Origin of the sequence: Ruminococcus sp. HUN007 (genome assembly GCF_000712055.1) — a bacterium.
Taxonomy (GTDB): domain Bacteria; phylum Bacillota; class Clostridia; order Oscillospirales; family Ruminococcaceae; genus HUN007.
In genome coordinates this window covers 2,861,822-2,881,476 of sequence record NZ_JOOA01000002.1, presented here as the reverse complement: position 1 = coordinate 2,881,476, position 19,655 = coordinate 2,861,822, and the positions used below count along the sequence as shown (strand labels likewise).

Here is a 19,655-nt window from a genome sequence, read left to right as displayed (position 1 = left end):
TTTTTCTCTGTATTTCCTTTCCGTACGGAAAAATTATTTCATCTCGTTTGCAGCCTTAAGCAGTCTTGCGTAGATGGCAGCCACCACCTCATACAGCTCCGGCGGCACGGTACTGCCGACTTCAAGCATGCACATGAGTGATGCCGCACTGTCGTCGCGGTACACCGGTATGCCGTTGTGTTCTGCTATTTCGATGATCTTGTTGGCTATCTCTCCGTATCCGGATGCGATAATTACCGGAGCAAGATCCTTTTCTGTATTGTATTTTAAGGCAACAGCCTTGTTTCTGTTAGATTTTGACATTGATTCCTGACCTCTTGACCGAAAGCCCTTCAAAAACATCTACCAGTGACCGCGGTGCCTTCAGCGTCCTTACTTTGACCGAATCAATATGATAGTCTGAAAAATCAGCACTTTTCCGCAGGTCCTTTGAAAAGCTTTCAATATAATCCTTTACATCGTCTGAGCAGTAAACAGTAAGATCAATGCTTCTGTCACGGACGAACAGTTCAGTTTCCATTTTCCCGAGATTGTCCATATCAAATACGATGAGCATATGGATCTGCCTTTCCGGCGTATCGCTGTGCGAAGTTTCGTTTTCCTCATCAGGATCGATCCAGACTTCGGCGAAAGATGCAACATCTTCGTATTCAACAGGTATTATGAAATGAAGCAGCGGTGTGAAGTTGCTCGGCGAGGACAGTATACTGTGGATTATAGTTTCCACGCTGTCAGCTCCCAGAGCCTTTATCTCCTCGCTCTCGCTCTGAAGACGCAGTATGTCGGTTATAATGTTCATTACCTTCGAATCGGAAAGTCCACCTTCACGGTCGACACTCTCGTAATAGGCAAGATGATCGTACAGAAGCTGAAGAAACTCCGATTTGTCATCCTCCTTCAGCATCGTCATCAGGTAGTTTACCGAAGAGGTGAGAAAATCAGGATCGTTGTTGAAGCGCGAAATATTGTAGCGTATCATCGCTGTAAGACGTTCCGTCTGTGTATTGAAAAGTACGCTTCGCTCAACATCGGTAAGAACAGAAAGTGCATCCGACTTAAGTTCACTGAAATGTTCCCCTGCGTCATCTTCAAGCAGTCGTTCGGATATTCTTAAAAGAGCAGCGGAGATCTCCTTGTTCGGTTTCATCTGTGCCGAAAGGAAACCGAAGCTTCCTGACAGCGCCCGCATTATATCCGTTTTGCTCTTTTCGCTGTTTACAGCCTTCAGAACGGAAATGACCGCTTTCTTGAATTCCGGACTCTTGTTTTCAGCCAGAACGTCACGCAGGAAATCAAAAAACTCACCCTTGAAAGCAGTGGATGAATTCTCCTGATTGATCATTTCATCGGCTATTTCCTCCGGAAAAAGGTTGAGCTCGGCAAACAACTGCTGCATCTCCTCGGTAAGCGAGCCGTTCTGCATAGGCAGAAGAGCTACTATATCCATCATCATGTAGATGTTTCGGATATATCCGGCCGTTACCTGAGGATCGGTGAGAAGATTCATAAAGATCGCCGGTCCGCGCTGGTTATGAATGTCCCCGTTATGCTGTCTCAGAAGCTCCGACTCTACCGGCGCCTGCTTAACCTTCTGTGTATTCTGAAAATCAACTCGTTCAGCCTCTGCCGATTTATGTTCCGACACAGGCTGAACGATGTTGCGGTTGGTTATCGGGGCAGCAAATTTTTCGATGTTTGCCATCTGAAATTATCCTCTTGTCTCAGAAAGCGCTGACCGGAAGGATGATCGGGTCAGTGTCTCTGTTATTTTTCTCATATATTATACCAAATTATCCCCTTAAGGAATTTACAAGCTGTTCTATCTCATCGGAAGTGGTGACAACCTTGGATGAGAACTGGTATGCTCTCTGTGCTACGATAAGATTGGTCATTTCCTGTGAAAGCTCAACGTTTGATGCTTCGAGCGTTCCCTGATAAAGAGTGTACTCACCGCGGTTTGCATTTTCAGGCTGACCTGAATTTTCGCTTACAATGAAGCTTCCTCCGTCAGTTCTTGTAAGTCCGTTCGGATTGGTGAATGAGAACACGCCAAGTCTCGGCTTTACAGTGTCAATATCGATCTGGTTCGTGTCGCCGATATAGTCAAGTCTTATTCTCTGATTCTGCTGGTCAAGAACGTACATTCCGTCCGCATTTACAAGAAATGCTTCCTCGCCCTCAACGCTTATGTCGAACGATCCGTTTCTGGTGTACTGTATGTTTCCGTTTCCGTCATCAAGTGCAAAGAATCCGTCGCCTGCAATAAGAAAGTCAAGCGGGTAATCCGTTGCCTGAAATTTTCCCTGCGTGAAGTTCATGTCATCGCGCCAGAGTCTTACGCCGTTGCCTTCCTTCACTTTGTTGTCAGCCGGAAGCTCGCGGTTTATGTTGACGTCCATGTTGTTGTTTATAAGTTCACGGAACTCAGGAATAGTCGCCTTGTAGCCTGTCGTGCCTGAATTGACAACATTGTGGCCGATTATGTTTATATCGTGCTGATAGGCCCTGAGACCTGAAGCTCCTGTGTAGAATGCCTTGTTCATAAATTTATACCCCCAATTAATGAATAAGAAATACGCTGATCAGATACCGGAACGCGGGAATTCACCCGGAAGCCCGTCCTGATTTATATTTCTCAGCTTATACCGGACAGTCCGGCAGCCTTCTCATTTATCTTATCGACCATCTTAAGAGCCGACGCACATGCCTGCAGAGCACGCTGTGCTTCGATAAGTCCCGTATATTCTTCGTTCATGTCAACGTTCGACTGCTCGAGATGATTCTGATACACCGTCGGTGCATCAACGTCCTCAACGTTATCTGCCACGAACATTCCGTTGTCGAATTTCTTTACTGCAGTACCCTCCGCAGGCGCGGTAACGAGTATTCTGTCAACAAAGACCCCTTCGTTGTCATAAACAAGTCCGTGCGGAGTTATCGTATAATCCGCTCCTCCCACACGCATGTCGCCGTTTCTTCCCTGTACCCTGCCTATTCCTTCAAGCACAAGGTATCCTTCGGCATCTATATTGAAATTTCCGTTTCTCGTAAGATATGTGCTGTTGTTTCCGGCTATATTGAAGTAGCCTCTTCCCACAAGTGCCATGTCGTAAGGATTTTCGGTCTCCTTAAGATAGCTTTCATCGAAGATAGTTTCGACCTCTTCGGTATATATGGCCGGTTCGCCCTCTCCGATTCTGTGGTAAACCCCGTTTTCCAGTCTTGTCAGGAAATTGTGCTCATAGGTGGTCGTCACCATCCTCTGCGCTCTGTATCCTGCAGTCTGGTTGTTTGAAATATTATTGCCTATGATGTTGACGTTTCGCTGCTGATTCAGAATTCCTGAACCCGCTGTGTAGAATCCTGTTAGCATATGATCTACCCCCTGTTAATCATGTCCTGCTATCGTATGTAATCCTCCATGACCGCCTTTATCTTTAAAACCGCTTTTGTGCATATCTGTGAAACACGCTGAACGCTTATTTCAAGTACCTGCGATATCTCACTGAGGTTGAGGTTCTCGTAGTAGTAAAGCGTTACGACCAGTCTTTCACGGTCACTCAGCGATTCTATGGCCGAAACCAGTTTCTCCCTCATTTCATTTTTAAGGAACTGCTTTTCCGGTGTGCTGTAGTCACTTGTTGCCGAATCAAGCAGTGTGCCCATCTGGTCAAGGTTCTGTATAAGTTCCTCAAAGGAATAAGTCACCGCTCCGGCAACTTCGTTATTGTACTGTCTGAGCTTTGCAACGGAAATACCAAGCTTTGCGGCAAGCTCTTCCTCTGTAGGCTGCCTTTTAAGCTCCGTGCACAGCTCGCTGCTTGCATTTGCGATCTCCTTGGCAGCTGTTCTTACACGGCGAGGTATCCAGTCCTGTTTTCTGACCAGGTCGATAACACCGCCGCGGACTCTCATAAAGGCATATGATTCAAACTTCATGCCCTTTGCACCGTCGAATTTTTCAACACAGTCAATTAGTGTTATCATGCCGTGGCTGACCATATCCTCGACCTGTGCATAGCCCTGTGCAAGACCGCGAAGCTGCATTGCAGCGGTCTTTGCTATGTAGCTGTAGTTCATCACCAGCTCATTTCTAATCCTTACGTCTCCGGTCTGGCGGTACTGGGCCATAAGTGCTGCCGCCTGTTCCTCGGTAAGTCTGTTATCCCCTTTGTTTTCAGAAACTCCTGATACACTGCTCAAGATTGATCACCACCTTACGAATTATCAGCTGATCTGGCTGCTGTTATTTTTGAAGCTCAGGAAAAAGCATTCTGCGCTTCCCTGTGCTCCGTGCAGCTTAAATGGCAATATTGCCAAGGGCCTGTATCTGGACCTGTGTGTCAATTTCGCTGAAAGATAAAACTGCAATGTTAGGATAGAACTGGTCGATAAGCTTCTTGAAGTAAACTCTTACGATCGGAGATGTAAGAATTACCGGAGTCTGTACCAGTTCCTTTACTCTGTCCACCTGTTCAGTAGTAGCATTGATTATCTTCTGGATGCTCTGCTGGTCAAGTGCAAGGTAGGAGCCGTTGTCAAGTTTCTTTACTGCTCCCATTATCATATTTTCAACGCTTGTGTCGAGGCTTATCACCTTCATCTGGTTAGCCTCGGTGAAACGGTGTGAAATTGTTCTCTTGAGTGACTGTCTTACATACTCGGTGAGCATGTCCGTGTCCTTGATCTTCTGACCGTAGTCACCAAGTGTTTCGAGTATGGTTTCAAGATCCCTTATCGGAACATCCTCCTGCAGCAGTCTGCAGAGAACCTTCTGGAGTTCGCTGACTGAAACGACTGCCGGAATGGTGTCGTTTACTATAGCAGGATTTGTCTTTTTAAGGTTTTCAAGCATGTTGTTTATCTCGGCACGGTTGAGTATCTCGTAGGCATGGGATTTAATGACCTCGGAAAGATGTGTGATGATGACCGATACCGGATCGATGAGCGTATATCCGAGAAGCTCTGCCTTGACTTTCTGCTCCTCGCTTATCCATTTCGCCTTGATACCGAAAGCCGGTTCAATGGTCTCGATTCCGTCGATGACATCTTCCTTTTCAGAAGGTGCAAGACCGAGATAGTGGTCTACCAGAATGTCACCCTTCGCCACTTCCTCGCCCTTGATGCAGATGGAATACTGGTTAGGATTGATCCTGGAGCTGTCCTTTAACTGTACCGGCGGAATGATCATGCCCATGTCGAGCGCGTACTGTTTTCTGAACATTACGACACGGTCAAGGAAGTTACCGCCGCTTGCCTCATCTACAAGAGGGATAAGGCTGTATCCGAATTCGATACGGAGCTGCTCAACATTGAGAAGTCCGTAGAGATTGTCTATGTTTCTGTAGTAAGCCGCCTCGGAGACGATCTCCTCCGAAGGAAGGCCTTCATCCATTACGCCCGTATCAGGAGCAGGCTTTGCCTTTTCCTTTCTGCCGAGCATTATTCCGCAGCCGATGAGCATTGCGGAAATGAGGATGAGCTGTACCGGCGGGAATCCTATAAACATCAGGAAGAGCATTGCAATACCTGAGATTATAAGAACACGCGGCTGTGAAAAGAATGTTTTCTTGAAGTCTTCGTTGAGTTCATCTTCAGCAGATGAACGTGTAACGATCATACCGGTCGATACTGATATGAGAAGAGCAGGTACCTGTGACATAAGACCGTCACCTACAGTGGCAACGGAATAGGTCTGAAGTACGTCATCAACACCGGTCATAGCACCGATGACGATACCGCCGACAAGGTTTATGACTGTTACGACGATCGACATGACCGAGTCTCCCTTTACGAACTTGGAAGCACCGTCCATGGCTCCGAAGAAAGCGGATTCACGCTGGATCTTCTCACGTCTTCTTCTCGCCTCGTCTTCAGTGATGGTACCTGCGTTCAGATCGGCGTCAATAGCCATCTGCTTACCAGGCATGGCATCGAGGGTGAAACGTGCCGATACTTCAGCAACTCGTTCCGAACCCTTGGTGATAACGAGCATCTGTACGAGAACTATGATAAGGAATATTACAAGACCGACTGCAACATTTCCTCTGATAACAAACTGTCCGAATACTTTTACGACCTCACCGGCATATCCTGCATTGGTAAGAATGGAACGTGTTGATGAGATGTTAAGCCCCAGTCGGAAAAGCGTGGTGATAAGAAGAAGAGTAGGAAAAATGGAGAATTCAAGAGGCTCCTTGACGTACATTGACATCATCAGGATGACCAGCGAAAGTCCGATCTGGAAAATAAACAAAAAGTCGAGAATAAAAGTCGGAAGCGGAATGATAAGAAGAAAAACTATAAGAACGACGAACGCCGTTACAACATTGTTTGTTAAACTTGCAAATCTTTTCAATTCTGCTCAAATCCTTTTCATCCTAATATCCCTGAAAACACTGACAGTTTCTGCAGTACGGCTGTACTCATTCAGCGGTACGGATATGCGGGGTCATTTTCCGGTTTTCCGGTTTATCCGTGACCGATTCAGTATTTTCTCTGAAACAGAGCTTAAAGTCCCCCGGCTTTCAAGTCCTGTGTGTTCACCTGTATTCTGCACATTATGCAGATTCGGATTCATCTTTGCTGTAAATGTGGGCGAGTATCTCGGCCACGGGATTGTAGAATTCCTTTGGTATCTCCATGCCGACTTCAACTGAAGCGTAAAGTGCACGGGCAAGAGGAACGTTTTCCACTACAGCAACTTCGTTTTCTTCGGCGATCTTTATGATCTTAAACGCAATGTTGTCCTGACCTTTCGCTACCACGACAGGAGCGTTTGCATTTTCACGGTCGTACTTAAGTGCAACGGCGAAATGCGTAGGGTTTTTAATGACAACGTCCGCAGTCGGAACATCAGCCATCATCCTGCGCTGTGAGATCTCACGCTGCTTCTGCTTGATACGGCCCTTGATCTGAGGATCACCTTCGATGTTTTTATATTCTTCTTTTACTTCCTGCTTTGTCATTCGCAGATTTTTGAAATACTGGAATCTCTGATACATATAGTCTCCTACAGCTACAGCTGCAAATGCTATAAGTACTTTATTTATTATATCAGAAATTACGTTTCCTGTAAATACTGCAACGTCTTCAATTGAGCTGTCTATTAATTTCGGCAGATTGCTCAATTGTCCGGCAATGCAGATGTATATAATGCATATGAGAAGAGCTATTTTCAGCACCGACTTCAGCACTTCAATGAATCCCTTGAGCGAAAACAGTCTTTTTATACCCTGCAGAGGATTCATTCGGTCGAATTTCGGCTTAAGCGACTTGAAATTGACAAGCAGCTTGGTCTGGGCAAGGGTTATCACTGACCCGGCAAACCCGACTATAAGAAGCAGCGGAAACGCCGCAATGCCGTACTTTATGCCAAGCCAGATGAACATGTCCTGAAGATCATTGCTCTTTAAGCGTTCCATGGTGCCGATCCTGTGGAGCTGATCGGTCATGACTTCAGTCACCTGGGAACTTATCAGAGAATAAAGAAACTTAAAAGCGTAGAAAGAAACCACCATAGTGATGGCAATGGTTACTTCCTTACTTTGGGGTACGTTACCCTCTTTCCGGGCATCCTCAAGCTTTTTCCCGGTAGGCTGTTCGGTTTTTTCTCCTGATGACTCCGCCACTTGTCGATCCCCCCTTTATAAACCGAATACTGTAAATCTACTGAGCTTTGCACCGGATTCTCCCGGCCGCACTCCCGGGGTCCGGGGACGATGCCCCCTTCTCACCCCCGCCGCAGCTGCGGCGGCTTTATGATGCAAGTACGTTAAGCGCTTCTTCAAGATTGTCAAACATTACCATAATGTAGTTTTCAATAAAAGTAGTTATCGGTGCGGCCAGTACAAAAAGCATCGTGATCGCAAGCAGTATCTTGAACTGCATGTTGATAACGAATACGTGTATCTGCGGAATGAGCTTCATCAGTATGCCCATTCCCATTTCAAGAATGAATTCCGTCGCAACGAACGGAAAAGCGAGACGCACCGCCAGTGAAAACACTGAAATGAAAATATCTATGCCAAAGCCGGCAGCAGCCTGCACGTTGATGTTCGCAGCCCCCGCCGGTATCAGATCATAGGAATCAACAGCAAGCTTTATGAGAACAAGGTGACTGTTGGTTACAAAAAAATATGCCATATATACAAGATTGATGAGGTTTCCGGTAAAGGCGGACTGTACCCCCGTACCCGGATCCATGACCTTGGCCATGGAAAGACCGAACTGCATATCAAGTATATCGCCTACATAAGCCAGCATATAGAAAAAAATATTAAAAATAAATCCTAAAAACAATCCGACGATTATCTCCGCCGCAATGCCGAGCGCAAGCGATGCCGTGTCCAGACGGGCAGGTATCGGCACCAGAGGTGCAAGCATAAGCGTGGCAAAGAAAATAATACCTGTTCTCGCCATTGCGGGTACTCCCTTTCTTGAAAGAACGGGATTGAACGCTATTATCACGCCCAGACGTACAAAGACAAGAACATAGATATAAAGATTGTCGATAATTATATTAAGCTCAGTCAAGGGAGCACCTACATTCCTGCGATCTTGTCAAATATCATGTCAAAGAACTCGGTAATGATGCGTATCATCCAGGAACCGAGAACCAGCAGCATGAGAGCGATCACCAGTACCTTCGGCACGAAGGTGAGTGTCTGCTCATGGATCTGCGTTGCCGCCTGAAAAATAGCGACCAGAAGACCGATGACAATACTTGCGATAAGCACCGGAGCTGCAAGCTTGAATGAGGCATACATGGCATTCATGAAAAGATCAAGTATTTCTTCCTGTGTCATATTTTACACCTCTTTACGCTAATTGAAGCTCACGATGAGCGATTCTATCAGAAGATTCCAGCCGTCTGCAACAATGAAGAGCATGAGCTTGAACGGCAGCGAGATCATCGCCGGCGGAAGCATCATCATACCCATTGCCATAAGGGTACTGGAAACTACCAGGTCGATTATAAGGAACGGAATGTAAATAAGAAAGCCGATAAGGAAGGCTCTCTTGAGCTCACTTGTAATGAAAGCCGGAGCAATTATGAAAATACTCAGTTCCGTAAGCTTTTCCTGTGAGTCGTAGTCTGCCTCGGTGACTATTCCCTGCGCATCAGCAAGTGAAAGGAACATGTCAAGGTCCTCGTCGTACACCTGCTTGAGCATGAATATCTTAAGCGGTTTCTGGCCCTCATTCAGCGCCTCTTCCAGCTGTATGGTACCAGCCTTGTACGGATCGTACGCGTTGGTTTTGATCTCGGAAAACACCGGGAACATGATGAAAATGGTCAGAAACAGTGCAAGGCCGGTAACGACCTGATTCGGCGGTGAATTGGCAACACCCATGGCATTTCTTAAAAACGCAAACGAGATGACAAGTCGTGTGAAACACGTAAGCATCATAAGGAATGTCGGTATGAGCGCTATAAATGCAAGCAGAAACAGCAAATCAAGCGTACTTGACCCACTGTCAGCCACGCCTGAATTCAAGTCTATCGATATTGACGGTGATTCCGCTGCGGAAACACGGTTTACGAGAAAACCGGAAAGGAATATGCCAGCCGCAAGGCTGAGCATAAAACCTGTAACGTTCTTTACTGTTTTTCTGTCACGGAGAACATTATTCTTTTTTGTCATTTTCGTTCTCCTTCTGCTTAAGATTTTTCATTTTTTCACTCAGCACATTCCTGAATGCCCCGAACAGATCCTGCTGGAAAGGTGACACTGCACCGTTTTCAGGGATCGTAAGTTCGTTTTCATCCACGTCGCAAATGTACTCCATGTGTTCTCTGCTGAGACCCACAAGTACTGTTTTTCCCCCTGCCTTTACTATCATAAGCACCTTGTCAGGAGCAAGACTCAGTGAATCGATGATCTTTAAGTTCTTTCCGCTCATGCCGCTGCTTATGGAATATTTTTTTCCTATATATTTCGTTGTAAGATATGCAAGATAAAGTATTGCTGCAAAGAGAACTATAGTAAATAATACTGTAATAACTCTTCCTGCTGCTGAACCGTTCAATTTTCCACCTCCGGACCTTTCCCTTTTACTCTGTTTCCTCTTCGACGGCTTCTTCTGCGGTTTCCTCTGTTTCAGCCGCAGTTTCCTCCGGCTGTTCTTCAAGGTTTTCAAAAGCCATCTTCTGAGGTTCAGGTCGTTCCTTCTTTTCTGAGGCAGCCTTTTCCTCGGCAGCTTTTTCAGCGTCAGTCATAAATCTTCTGTTCGAGATTATCTCTGTTATCCTGACACCGAAATTGTCGTCTATTACTATTACATCTCCGCGGGCCACCGTCGTATTGTTGGCAATAACATCGACCGGAGCACCGGCCTGTTTTTCCAGACGGATAATGGATCCCTGCCCTAAATTGAGCACTTCTCTCATACGGAGTTTAGCCCTTCCGATCTCTACACGGACATTAAGCGGAACGTTCATGAGCAGAGGAGTGTAATCCTCCGACTTTGCCGCTCTCGTATTTTCACCCGCGGAAAAATCCGGAAAGGTCGCTTCCTTTACATTGATACTTTTTGTCTTCATCTAACATCTCTCCATGACACTTACGATTATGTGCCGCATTTTCGCGGCCTGCAGCAAGCCTTTCGGAATTTGCCGGTATATGCAGGAGCAGGGGGACATAAAATTCCCCCTTAAACTCTCTGCTTTAACGTTTCCTGAACTTTCCCTGCTTACTGTGGAATTCCCCCTGATTTCTGAGTTCCTGTGTCGAAAGATGCGCCCATTGCTCTAAGAAAATCTGCATTTCGTGAAAGTTCACTGTTCTTATTGATAATAGCTATCTCAACACGTCGGTTCTGGGAACGGCCTTCCTCGGTATCATTGTCTGCTATCGGGAAGTTGTTGCCAAGTCCCATCGGAAGCAGCATCGTCGAAGGTATACCGGCATTGTATTCAAAATAGTTTGAAATGTTTCCGGCACGTTCGGCTGACAGAAGTCTTGAGTCAACTTCCGAATACGGACTTTTAGCCGTGTGTCCCTTAATCATAATGAGTGATATGTCATCCTGAACACTGGCAAAGCATTCACCAAGGAATTCGAGAACCTTCTCGCTTTCCGGCTTGATAACTGCACTGTCCGGTTCAAAAATAACGTTATCCTTAAACTGAATGAAAATGTTTTTGGCATTTTCCGAGTCGGACATATCAGTAGAACCGTCATTAGGTTTTTCCTGTTTTGCCCGCATCTCCATCGCTGCCTTCTTCTCCGGCAGCTGCCTCTTCCATAGCCTCGGATGACTGCTGAAGCATTATGCTGTTGCTTAAGTCATTGTCCTCAAGGTAGGTCATGATCTTTTCATACAGCTGATCCATTGCTGAGTTGTAAATGGTACCGTCCTGAGGATTTTCATCCTCGAACTGACCGATGAAAACACCGTTGCCGCCCTTTTCACCGTTCAGGTCCGATTCCTCAAAAACGACCATGTCAACTTTTTCATCACCGTTTACATTGAAGGCTGAAACAAGCGCATTCCACTTTTCCTCAACGATGGAAGACATACTATAAAGCATTACGAAGAACGTTAAAAGCAGTGTTACCATGTCGCCATAAGTATCCATCCAGCTTCCGCCGCTTTCTTCTTCTGCCTGTTTTCTCGCCATAACAGCACCCCCTGTCCCCTGCAGGAACTAATGTTTCTCTACTTTTCCTTATCTTTTCCTTTGCCGCCCTTGGCACCGGTCTTTGAAGGAAGAAGACGCATAAGCTTTTCTTCTATGAACTGAGGGTTGTCACCGTCCTGAATGGACTGTACACCTTCGCTTATTATAACCTTGCAGAGCATTTCCTCCTCATGTCTCTTTTTAAGCTTGTTGGCAACAGGCTTACCCATGAGGTTCGCCATGATAACGCCGTAGAATGTTGTAACAAGGGCAACCGCCATGTTAGCAGCAAGTGCGTCGGCATCTGACATGTTCGCAAGAAGGTTGATAAGACCGATAAGTGTACCGGCCATACCGAAGGCCGGGGCAAATTCAGCCATTTTCATGTAAAAGCCCTGTGCCTGGGAGTGTCGGTCTTCCAGGTAATCAAGTTCAGTCTCAAGTACCTGCTTGATCTTTTCCGGTTCAACTGAGTCGATTACAAGCATGAGTGCGTTTTTCATAAACTGATCCTCACAGCTGTTCATCTTCTCTTCAAGTGCCAGAAGTCCGTTGATTCGGGCTTCCTTGGCAAATTCGGTTATCTGTTCAATATATGCGACCGGATTGTATTTCGGAGGCATAAATACTATCTTAAGGTGCTTAGGTATATTCTTGAAAATAGATACCGGATAGGAGATAAGCATGGCACCTATAGTACCGCCCACAACGATGGCAAGTGAACCATAGTCGATAAATCCCTTTAACTGATCAGCAATAAGTGTTGTCTTACCGGTATCCGGGTCAGTACCCATCATGATACTTACGATTATAAGGGCAAAGGCAAGAACATATCCAATGATCGACAGTATATCCATAAAGCACTGTCCTCCTAATTGTTACCGTTCAGAATACCTGATAAAATACTTCTGCGATAGTCTGAAGTAAGACTAACAACCATGTCAGACGGCTCCTTTACAATATATACGTTTCCGTTTGAAAGCCTTATCGTCGTATCAGGATTTTCCTGAATAGTCTCAATAAGTTCGCAGTTGAGTACGAATTTTGTTCCGTTTAGTTTTGTAAGTGTTATCATAATATTCTGACACCCTTTATTTAGATTTTAAAAAGCACAAGAGAGGCGGCCTTGTTTTCCCCGAGTTCCGGCCGTCTCTCCCGTTTATTAAGTTTTAAAAATTATCTTATCTCTTAAGGTTGATAAGTTCTTCAAGCATTGTATCTGATACAGTGATTACACGTGACGAAGCCTGGAATCCACGCTGTGTCATGATCATGTCTGAGAATTCGTTTGAAAGGTCAACGTTTGAAGCTTCAAGTGTGGAAGCCATGATCGAACCTGTACCTTCTGTACCTGCTTCAACAACTACCGGATCACCGGAGTTGAGTGACTGCTGGAAGTATGTATTACCAGTCTTCTGGAGACCTGCAGGGTTAGCAAATGTAGCAAGGTCGATACGACCGAGTTCCATTACACCGTAAATATCGTGTACACCGATAAGACGACCAGCCTGATCGATTGAAATACTTGTAAGGTTAGCTACTGTCTGCTCACCGCCTTCAGTACCACCTGTAAGCTTGAATGAGCTCTGTCCAAGGCCAAGGCTTCTTGCAGGTTCAGACTGTTCCATGTTAATAGCGTCATTAAAAGTAAATGTAAACGATGTTGCATCAGTAAGTTTATTTACAGCTGTACCACTACTGTTTGTAAGTCCAGTAAGCTGAGCCGCTCCTCCGCTCTTAGTAACAACTTCTTCAAGTGAATTCTTAAGTGTTGCAAGACTCGGGAAAGATAGTACATATGAATCTGATGTATTACTTGCCGGCTGTCTTATCATGAGAACATCGCCTGCACTCTTAAGCTGATCATTTGAGATAGTTCCTAAGTAATCTCCAGCAGTAATGGTAATTCCCTTAGCATCGCATTTGATTTCAAATTTCTCTGCATCATCAACGCTTAAACCTTTATTATATCTGAAATCATCCTCTGAAATATAAACAGACTTTGTTCCCTGAATTTTAGCTGGCGAACCATTAGCACCTGCTACATAAGCAGATACTGTGTCTAAACCATATTCTTTAGCCAGTTCACTTGCTGAAATAGTCATTGTAAATGTATTAGATGCATTGTTGGCTGTATGCGTAGCTGTTATTGTAAGCTGTTTATTCTGACTATCCCAAGCTATGTTTGCAGCATTATAATCGTTACTTGTTAAATCAGTTGCTGTAAAAGTACCTGTTCCCGAAACAACCGCTTTTGATGCAAAATCAGCCAGACTTGGCATATTAAAATTATCTTCTCCAGTTACAAGAATAGAATTTGATGTTGAATCATAAACTGCACTTGTCATATTATCCATTCCAACCTGGTTTTCATAATTCATCTCATATGTATCGGTACTATCGTCCGCATTCTCCATTTTAACTACCAATTTCTGATTGGTTGCGTCAAGATCTACTGTAGTATTAGTTAATATAATATCATTTTGAACTGTGCTAAACTTTGTATCTCTTGTATCGCCTGTAAAGCCTTCACCTACAGAACTAATCTTAAAAAGATTTCTAAGTCCTTCATTGAGATTAACTTCGCCTGGAATATATCCAAAGTCTGAACTAACAAGTTCTGCACCTGTAAGAGGAATATCATGAGAAGTACCATCTATATCAAGAGCCTGGAATTTTGATTTTTCCGGAACCATCGTTATAGTAAAATCTCCTGCAGGATGTTCAACATTGCCGTTGGCTGCTTTAATTGCTTTATTCAGCTCTGAGTTTATCTCAGCAGCACTTGAAAAAGTTTCTTTTGCATTTATAGTTACTGTGATAGAATCGCCTGAGATCTTGGCTGCCATCTTCTGTCCGATTGGAAGCGAACTGCTTGAAACAAAGTTGAAATTTACATTAGCCTTGTCTGTCGGATTAGAAGAAGTGATTGTAAAATCAACATTGTTGATTGTTGACTCAACACTTGAATTCTGTGGATCGAGGTATGGAAGATCAATCATGATCTTATTTGATGAAGGAGGAAGTGTTGTGTCGCTTCCTGAAACGCCGAGTACGAAGTTACCGTTTACGTCAACGAGGTTGCCTTCTGCGTCGATGTCGAGCATACCTGCTTTTGTATACATGATGTTGCCGTCTGCGCCCATTACCTGCAGGAATCCCTCGCCTGCGATAGCAATGTCGAGGCCGTAGCCTGTGGATGACATAGCAGATGTCTTGGTGTTTGTATCGATACTACCTACTAAGTTACCGTAACCGATCTGCTTAGCGTTTGTACCGCCGACATTACCTGTCGAAGCTGTGGCAGTCTGTGTTGTCTGGTAGTAAACATCCTTGAATGTAGCTCTGTCTGACTTGAAGCCGTATGTTCCTACGTTTGCGATGTTGTTACCGATAACGTCCATTTTTGTCTGCTGTGTTTTAAGTCCTGCAACACCTGAATATAATGATCTTATCATAATTAAACCCCCTGAAATTATTTAAAAAATTGTTTTCCGAAAACACTGATATCCTGCGGAAACTGCGGGTTTTCGCCACGGTTCTGCGCTGAATTCTGTCAGCGTTTCCTTTTTTCGAACATGCTGTTCGGAATTCTGCCCTGCTCCCCCGAGCTTTCGGGCACGTGATCCGGATCAGCGGTTTTTTAAATATTTCACGGTGCATCCGGAGCCGTCTGTCGGTCGGGCTCCGGTAAAGCTTCCTTAAAAGGTCCGGCTTTATACTACTACTGCACCGTCAATATTTGTGAATACATTACCCTGCAGCTCGTCGTTTGCTACAGTGGTTATCACCATGTTGTTCTTGACGCTTACGAGATATGCTGCTTTGTCAATCAGAATAAGTGTATCGTCCAATCCCTTTTCTTCTGCAAGCTTAATACCCTCGTTAAGCCTTTCAAGGTTCTCGCCTGAAATGTCGATATTTCTCTGGAGAACACGGTTCATTGCGTGCTTGGAAAAATTAACACCTATCGTATTAAGTGCCAGATTGTCAAACGCTGCTTTTGATTCTGTAACGCTTGTTTTGTTCATCTGGGCTTCAAGTATTGACTTGAAGGACTCTTCAGGTACCGTTTCAGTATACTCTGTCGGTATCTGCGGAATACCAGTCGTTATTGGTGTACTTAACCGTCGCAGTGTTAAATAATCATCCATGGTCACACTCCCTTTCTGCGGTATTGATTACCCCATGGCAGCTGCTGCAGCCGCTAACAGATCTTCTTCGACCTGATAATTCGGTGCCGGTTGTGTGTCTGCCTGTGTCAGGTTCCCTCCTGTAGTGTCTGCCGCATGCTCTGCGGTTTCCGGAGTGTTTACAGTTTCAGTCTTTTCGGCTTCGGCTTCTTCACCTGCGCCTACAGACATTATCTGCTTCATTGAAAAAGTCTGTCCGTTTACCACAAGCTGATAATCGTTGTCCTTTTTCTGTATCTCCGAAACAACACCTGTTTCCTTTACCATATTTCCGTTTGTGTACTTTGACGCTGTTACAGTCTTGCCTATCATGCTCATTGCGTAATTGCTCTGACTGTAGGACGCCATTTCCTGCATTGCCTGAAGTGTTGAGTACTGGGTCATCTGAGTCATAAACTGGCTGTCATCAAGAGGATTGGTAAAATCCTGATTGGTAAGCTGTGTGATCATCAGTGTGAGGAAGTCATCGAATCCGAGGTTTCCCTCTTCACCGGTGGTATATTCGATACCGTACTTCTTCGCCAGATTTTCAACCTTAGGTTTATCAGAATTCGCCGAACCTATAAGGTCCAGATAATTTCTGTCGGAAACACTGTTTACTGCCATCCTTATTCACTCCCTTTCTTATCCCGTAAGATCTCTCTGAGAATCAGATAAATCTGTTAAGGATCGTACCCCCGAGTATTGAAGGCATGATTTCCACTGAAGTCTCATCCTCTTCGAATATGTCATCAGCAAAATTCTCTGTGTTTCTTGCGCGGCCGTTTCTGCGGCCTGTTTCTTCACTGCTGTTCCTGTATTCCTGTCCCCCGCTCATCATGTTCTGAAGTGCGTCCTCAGGTTTACGGTATTCAACAGTTTCGATCTCTGCGTTGTGAACTTTGAGCTGATCCTGTAAAACATCAAGGTCACGGTTGAGTAAAGCTGCTGTTTTTCTGTCAGATGCAATCATCTTTACAAGAACTGAGCTTTCTGATTTTATAAGCTTAACAGTTATCTCGCCGAGTCCTTCAGGATTGAGTCTTATTACAAAATGTTTTCTGTTCTTTATAATGCTTTCATCAAGTGCCCTGTAGGTCTGGTGTGCTATCTGTCTTTCTGCAATGTGGTCGCTCATCATACTGTCCGTGTTAATGAAGTTAAACGGTGTAAGTGTTACAGCACCCTGTACAAGCTTTTCAAAATCACTTATGCTTTCGTCATCCTTAGCCTGTGAGTTTACGCGGTCTGAAAGATTTGCTTCTGTTTTAAAGGTTCCGTTTCCTGCCAGTGAATTATCGTTTTCACTTTCAGTCTCTGAACCGAAGCTACTTTCATGTGTTTCTGCTCTTAATTCAGACGTAATATCTTCTTTTTGTGTTTTTTCTCTTATTTCCTGTGTAAACTGTGCCTTTGCTTCTCTGACCGGTCTGCTTTCTGCCTTTGCATAATCCGTAACTGCATTGTCTGCGGCCTCTGTCAGGATCTCCGGCGCTTTCACTGTTTCAGTTTCCCGGATATTCGTAACTTTCGCTGTTGTTTCCGGTTCAGCCTTAAGTTCAGGTATTTCAGTTACCTTTGCTTCTGCTCTGGTCTCTGGTCTTACGCTGATCTCCGGTGTTCCGGTAACCTTCGCTTCTGTCTTTGTTTCCGGTTCTGAATGGTTCTCTGACGCCCGCTTCGCCATTGCTTCAGCACTGACTTCTGAACCGATATCAGATGTCTGAACTGTCTTAGCTTCTGCGCTGATCTCTGGTTCTGCCTTGATCTCTGGTGTATCAGTTACCTTTGCTTCCGCTCTGATTACTGGTTCTGCCTTGATCTCTGATGTTTCAGTTACCTTTGCTTCCACTCTGATCTCTGGTTTCGCCTTGATCTCTGGTGTTTCAGTTACCTTTGCTTCCGCTCTGATCTCTGGTTTCACCTTGATTTCTGGTGTCTCAGTTACCTTTGCTTCTGCTCTGATCTCTGTGTCTGCCTTGATCTCAGGTGTTTCAGCTACCTTTGCTTCTGCTCCGAACGCTGGTTTAGCTTCGATCTCTGGTGTCTCAGTTACCTTTGCTTCTGCTCTGATCTCTGGTTTAGCTTCGATCTCTGGTGTTTCAGTTACCTTTGCTTCTGCTCTGATCTCTGTATCTGCCTTGATCTCAGGTGTTTCAGTTACCTTTGCTTCCGCTCTGATCTCTGTATCTCCCTTGATCTCAGGTGTTTCAGTTACCTTTGCTTCCGCTCTGATCTCTGTGTCTGCCTTGATCTCAGGTGTTTCAGTTACCTTTGCTTCTGCTCTGAACGCTGGTTCAGCTTTGCTCTCTGATGTTACGTCCGCCTTTGGATCGGCTGTGATCTCTGATTTCCTGTTGCCAGGTGTTTCAGCTGTCTTCGCCTCTGTACTGAATTCCGGTGTTTCATTAATTTCAGGTTTTCCGGCTGACTCTACATCTGATTCGGTTTCCGGAATTTTCTTCATTTCCGGCTTTTCGGTTACCTTCGCTTCTGCTCTGATCTCTGAATCTTCAGTGATTTCAGTTTTTCCGGTTATCTTTGCTTCTGCTCTGATCTCCGGTTCGGACTTAATTTCATTTTTCTCAGTTTCCTTTGCTTTCGCTGCGGTATCCGGTTTCACCTTCATCTCAGGTTCTTCCGTTACCTTTACCTCTGCTCCGGCCACCGTCGCTTCCTTCATCTGTGGCTCTGCCTCTGCCTTTGATTCTGCTTTGATCTCCGGTTCTGCCACGATTTCAGGTTTTTCAGATATCTTTGCTTCTGCTCTGACATCCGTTTCTGCCCTAGTTTCAGTGCTTACGGTTATCTCTGCTTCATCTCCGGTCTCCGTATAAGCCCTGATCTCCGGTCTTACGGTCACCTTTGCATCTGTTACCGCCTGCGGTGCCGCCTTCATTTCAGTTTCGCGGATAACCTTCGCTTCTGCATCAGTTTCCGTGTTCACCTTAATTACCGGCTTTTCCGTTACAGGCTCTGTTCCTCCGGATCCTGTTTTCCCCGCGGATCCTTGTGGTGCACCTGATCTGTCGTTTTTCTCCGGTCTGATAAATTCCTTCGGTTCGGTTTCCTGTCCCTGAGTGGTTTCCGGTGTATCGGAAGCACTGATTTCTGTTCCGGCCCTGAACTGGTTTTCAGAATACTCATCAAACTCATTCACGGTCTTTGCATCATTCCGTACCTCGTAAACATTTCCGCCGCCATCTGCCTTAACAGTGTCACGTACCCCGGATTCACTGTCTGCCGGTAAAACGACCACTTGCGCTGAGTTTTCGACATGGTCTGCAGTTTCAGTTTCTGCTTCATTCCGTACCGGTGAACCGGCGGTCTGAACCGCTCCTGAAACAGCTTCATAGACTTCACTCACCTGTGAAACATCGGTAAATACCTCTGCGACCGGCGGAGCGTGCTCCATGAAAACCGCTGTCTGCATTTCTGCAGCTAATCCGGAATCGAGAACATTCTGATAAAAAGCTTTCCTTTCATCTTCGCTGTTTTCTGTTTCCGGCTGAAGCTTCCTTTCCTCATCCGATGCCGCACTGACTGCATTTTCCGGTGATCCGGCATCTTCGTCAGCATAAACATGTTCTTCGGAAGGAATTTCTATGACAGAAGCCTCTAATATATTATCGGCTGATACATCGATTTTTTCAACGTCCAAAGGGCAATTATCGGCATTTTGCACAAATAAATTACCTTCAGATGCCTGCCCGAGAGCTTCGAAAAAATCCGTCTGTCCCATTCCCAGCCCTTCAGTTATAGTCTGAAGATCCGGAATGTCTGTCCTTAGCTGTCCCTGCATCATACTGCCTGTGTCTATTCTCATTGCTTAACCCCCTTTCAATGAAAATAAAGCA

20 protein-coding genes are annotated in these 19,655 nt (G+C 45.2%); all 20 read right to left on the bottom strand.

What is annotated here, in order from left to right:
- Positions 1-33: 33 nt before the first annotated feature.
- The 20 genes from CC97_RS16605 to CC97_RS16505 all read right to left on the bottom strand — a co-directional run bounded on the left by CC97_RS16605 (position 34) and on the right by CC97_RS16505 (position 19,624).
- Positions 34-303 carry an EscU/YscU/HrcU family type III secretion system export apparatus switch protein gene (locus CC97_RS16605; protein WP_044976370.1) on the bottom strand — a complete coding sequence of 90 codons (270 nt, stop codon included), beginning with the start codon at positions 301-303 and terminating at the stop codon, positions 34-36.
- A complete protein-coding gene (locus CC97_RS16600) occupies positions 290-1,702 on the bottom strand; it encodes a hypothetical protein (protein WP_044976368.1) in 1,413 nt (470 codons plus the stop codon). The genes CC97_RS16605 and CC97_RS16600 overlap by 14 nt, the downstream gene beginning before the upstream one ends.
- Positions 1,703-1,790: 88 nt before the next feature.
- Positions 1,791-2,543 (bottom strand): flagellar hook-basal body protein, encoded by a 753-nt coding sequence (locus tag CC97_RS16595; protein ID WP_044976366.1) that lies wholly within the window; start codon positions 2,541-2,543, stop codon positions 1,791-1,793.
- 92 nt (positions 2,544-2,635) lie between these two features.
- Positions 2,636-3,373: a flagellar hook-basal body complex protein gene (locus tag CC97_RS16590; protein ID WP_044976364.1), complete on the bottom strand. Its 738-nt coding sequence runs from the start codon at positions 3,371-3,373 to the stop codon at positions 2,636-2,638.
- A gap of 29 nt (positions 3,374-3,402) precedes the next feature.
- Positions 3,403-4,203, bottom strand: a complete 801-nt coding sequence (locus CC97_RS16585; protein ID WP_049962990.1) for a FliA/WhiG family RNA polymerase sigma factor — start codon at positions 4,201-4,203, stop codon at positions 3,403-3,405.
- Between the two features lie 97 nt (positions 4,204-4,300).
- On the bottom strand, positions 4,301-6,358 hold the full coding sequence (flhA, locus tag CC97_RS16580) for a flagellar biosynthesis protein FlhA (protein ID WP_044976363.1): 2,058 nt from the start codon (positions 6,356-6,358) through the stop codon (positions 4,301-4,303).
- Positions 6,359-6,560: 202 nt separating this feature from the next.
- Positions 6,561-7,631: a flagellar biosynthesis protein FlhB gene (flhB, locus tag CC97_RS16575; protein WP_044976361.1), complete on the bottom strand. Its 1,071-nt coding sequence runs from the start codon at positions 7,629-7,631 to the stop codon at positions 6,561-6,563.
- A gap of 127 nt (positions 7,632-7,758) precedes the next feature.
- Positions 7,759-8,535 (bottom strand): flagellar biosynthetic protein FliR, encoded by a 777-nt coding sequence (locus CC97_RS16570; RefSeq protein ID WP_044976359.1) that lies wholly within the window; start codon positions 8,533-8,535, stop codon positions 7,759-7,761.
- 8 nt (positions 8,536-8,543) lie between these two features.
- Positions 8,544-8,807 (bottom strand): flagellar biosynthesis protein FliQ, encoded by a 264-nt coding sequence (gene fliQ / locus CC97_RS16565; protein WP_044976358.1) that lies wholly within the window; start codon positions 8,805-8,807, stop codon positions 8,544-8,546.
- An 18-nt stretch (positions 8,808-8,825) separates the two neighbouring features.
- On the bottom strand, positions 8,826-9,647 hold the full coding sequence (fliP, locus tag CC97_RS16560; protein ID WP_242848191.1) for a flagellar type III secretion system pore protein FliP: 822 nt from the start codon (positions 9,645-9,647) through the stop codon (positions 8,826-8,828).
- Positions 9,631-10,032, bottom strand: a complete 402-nt coding sequence (locus CC97_RS16555) for a flagellar biosynthetic protein FliO (RefSeq protein ID WP_044976356.1) — start codon at positions 10,030-10,032, stop codon at positions 9,631-9,633. Before CC97_RS16555 ends, fliP begins: the two co-directional genes overlap by 17 nt.
- A 25-nt stretch (positions 10,033-10,057) precedes the next feature.
- Positions 10,058-10,546, bottom strand: coding sequence for a flagellar motor switch protein FliN (gene fliN / locus CC97_RS19795; RefSeq protein ID WP_081850173.1), 489 nt, complete (start codon positions 10,544-10,546; stop codon positions 10,058-10,060).
- 149 nt (positions 10,547-10,695) lie between these two features.
- On the bottom strand, positions 10,696-11,217 hold the full coding sequence (locus CC97_RS16545) for an OmpA family protein (RefSeq protein ID WP_049962989.1): 522 nt from the start codon (positions 11,215-11,217) through the stop codon (positions 10,696-10,698).
- Positions 11,186-11,626, bottom strand: coding sequence for a flagellar motor protein MotB (locus tag CC97_RS16540; RefSeq protein WP_049962988.1), 441 nt, complete (start codon positions 11,624-11,626; stop codon positions 11,186-11,188). The genes CC97_RS16545 and CC97_RS16540 overlap by 32 nt, the downstream gene beginning before the upstream one ends.
- A 38-nt stretch (positions 11,627-11,664) precedes the next feature.
- Entirely contained in the window at positions 11,665-12,483 is an 819-nt protein-coding gene (locus CC97_RS16535) for a motility protein A (protein ID WP_044976355.1), read from the bottom strand.
- Between the two features lie 14 nt (positions 12,484-12,497).
- Entirely contained in the window at positions 12,498-12,701 is a 204-nt protein-coding gene (locus tag CC97_RS16530) for a flagellar FlbD family protein (RefSeq protein ID WP_044976353.1), read from the bottom strand.
- 106 nt (positions 12,702-12,807) lie between these two features.
- The gene (locus CC97_RS19175; protein ID WP_049962987.1) at positions 12,808-15,084 is read right to left on the bottom strand and encodes a flagellar hook-basal body complex protein; all 2,277 of its coding nucleotides are present in this window, start codon (positions 15,082-15,084) and stop codon (positions 12,808-12,810) included.
- A 258-nt stretch (positions 15,085-15,342) separates the two neighbouring features.
- Complete coding sequence (locus CC97_RS16515; protein WP_044976351.1) at positions 15,343-15,780, bottom strand: TIGR02530 family flagellar biosynthesis protein; 438 nt, start codon at positions 15,778-15,780, stop codon at positions 15,343-15,345.
- Positions 15,781-15,807: 27 nt separating this feature from the next.
- The gene (locus CC97_RS19170) at positions 15,808-16,425 is read right to left on the bottom strand and encodes a flagellar hook capping FlgD N-terminal domain-containing protein (protein ID WP_049962986.1); all 618 of its coding nucleotides are present in this window, start codon (positions 16,423-16,425) and stop codon (positions 15,808-15,810) included.
- Between the two features lie 43 nt (positions 16,426-16,468).
- The gene (locus tag CC97_RS16505) at positions 16,469-19,624 is read right to left on the bottom strand and encodes a flagellar hook-length control protein FliK (protein ID WP_044976349.1); all 3,156 of its coding nucleotides are present in this window, start codon (positions 19,622-19,624) and stop codon (positions 16,469-16,471) included.
- Positions 19,625-19,655: the final 31 nt, after the last annotated feature.

Excerpts from the sequence above, each read along its gene's own strand:
- CC97_RS16605 (WP_044976370.1), bottom strand. The coding sequence starts at position 303 with ATGTCAAAATCTAACAGAAACAAGGCTGTTGCCTTAAAATACAATACA.
- CC97_RS16600 (WP_044976368.1), bottom strand. The coding sequence starts at position 1,702 with ATGGCAAACATCGAAAAATTTGCTGCCCCGATAACCAACCGCAACATC.
- CC97_RS16595 (WP_044976366.1), bottom strand. The coding sequence starts at position 2,543 with ATGAACAAGGCATTCTACACAGGAGCTTCAGGTCTCAGGGCCTATCAG.
- CC97_RS16590 (WP_044976364.1), bottom strand. The coding sequence starts at position 3,373 with ATGCTAACAGGATTCTACACAGCGGGTTCAGGAATTCTGAATCAGCAG.
- fliQ (WP_044976358.1), bottom strand. The coding sequence starts at position 8,807 with ATGACACAGGAAGAAATACTTGATCTTTTCATGAATGCCATGTATGCC.
- fliP (WP_242848191.1), bottom strand. The coding sequence starts at position 9,647 with ATGACAAAAAAGAATAATGTTCTCCGTGACAGAAAAACAGTAAAGAAC.
- fliN (WP_081850173.1), bottom strand. The coding sequence starts at position 10,546 with ATGAAGACAAAAAGTATCAATGTAAAGGAAGCGACCTTTCCGGATTTT.
- CC97_RS16545 (WP_049962989.1), bottom strand. The coding sequence starts at position 11,217 with ATGGAGATGCGGGCAAAACAGGAAAAACCTAATGACGGTTCTACTGAT.
- CC97_RS16540 (WP_049962988.1), bottom strand. The coding sequence starts at position 11,626 with ATGGCGAGAAAACAGGCAGAAGAAGAAAGCGGCGGAAGCTGGATGGAT.
- CC97_RS16535 (WP_044976355.1), bottom strand. The coding sequence starts at position 12,483 with ATGGATATACTGTCGATCATTGGATATGTTCTTGCCTTTGCCCTTATA.
- CC97_RS16530 (WP_044976353.1), bottom strand. The coding sequence starts at position 12,701 with ATGATAACACTTACAAAACTAAACGGAACAAAATTCGTACTCAACTGC.
- CC97_RS19175 (WP_049962987.1), bottom strand. The coding sequence starts at position 15,084 with ATGATAAGATCATTATATTCAGGTGTTGCAGGACTTAAAACACAGCAG.
- CC97_RS16515 (WP_044976351.1), bottom strand. The coding sequence starts at position 15,780 with ATGGATGATTATTTAACACTGCGACGGTTAAGTACACCAATAACGACT.
- CC97_RS19170 (WP_049962986.1), bottom strand. The coding sequence starts at position 16,425 with ATGGCAGTAAACAGTGTTTCCGACAGAAATTATCTGGACCTTATAGGT.
- CC97_RS16505 (WP_044976349.1), bottom strand. The coding sequence starts at position 19,624 with ATGAGAATAGACACAGGCAGTATGATGCAGGGACAGCTAAGGACAGAC.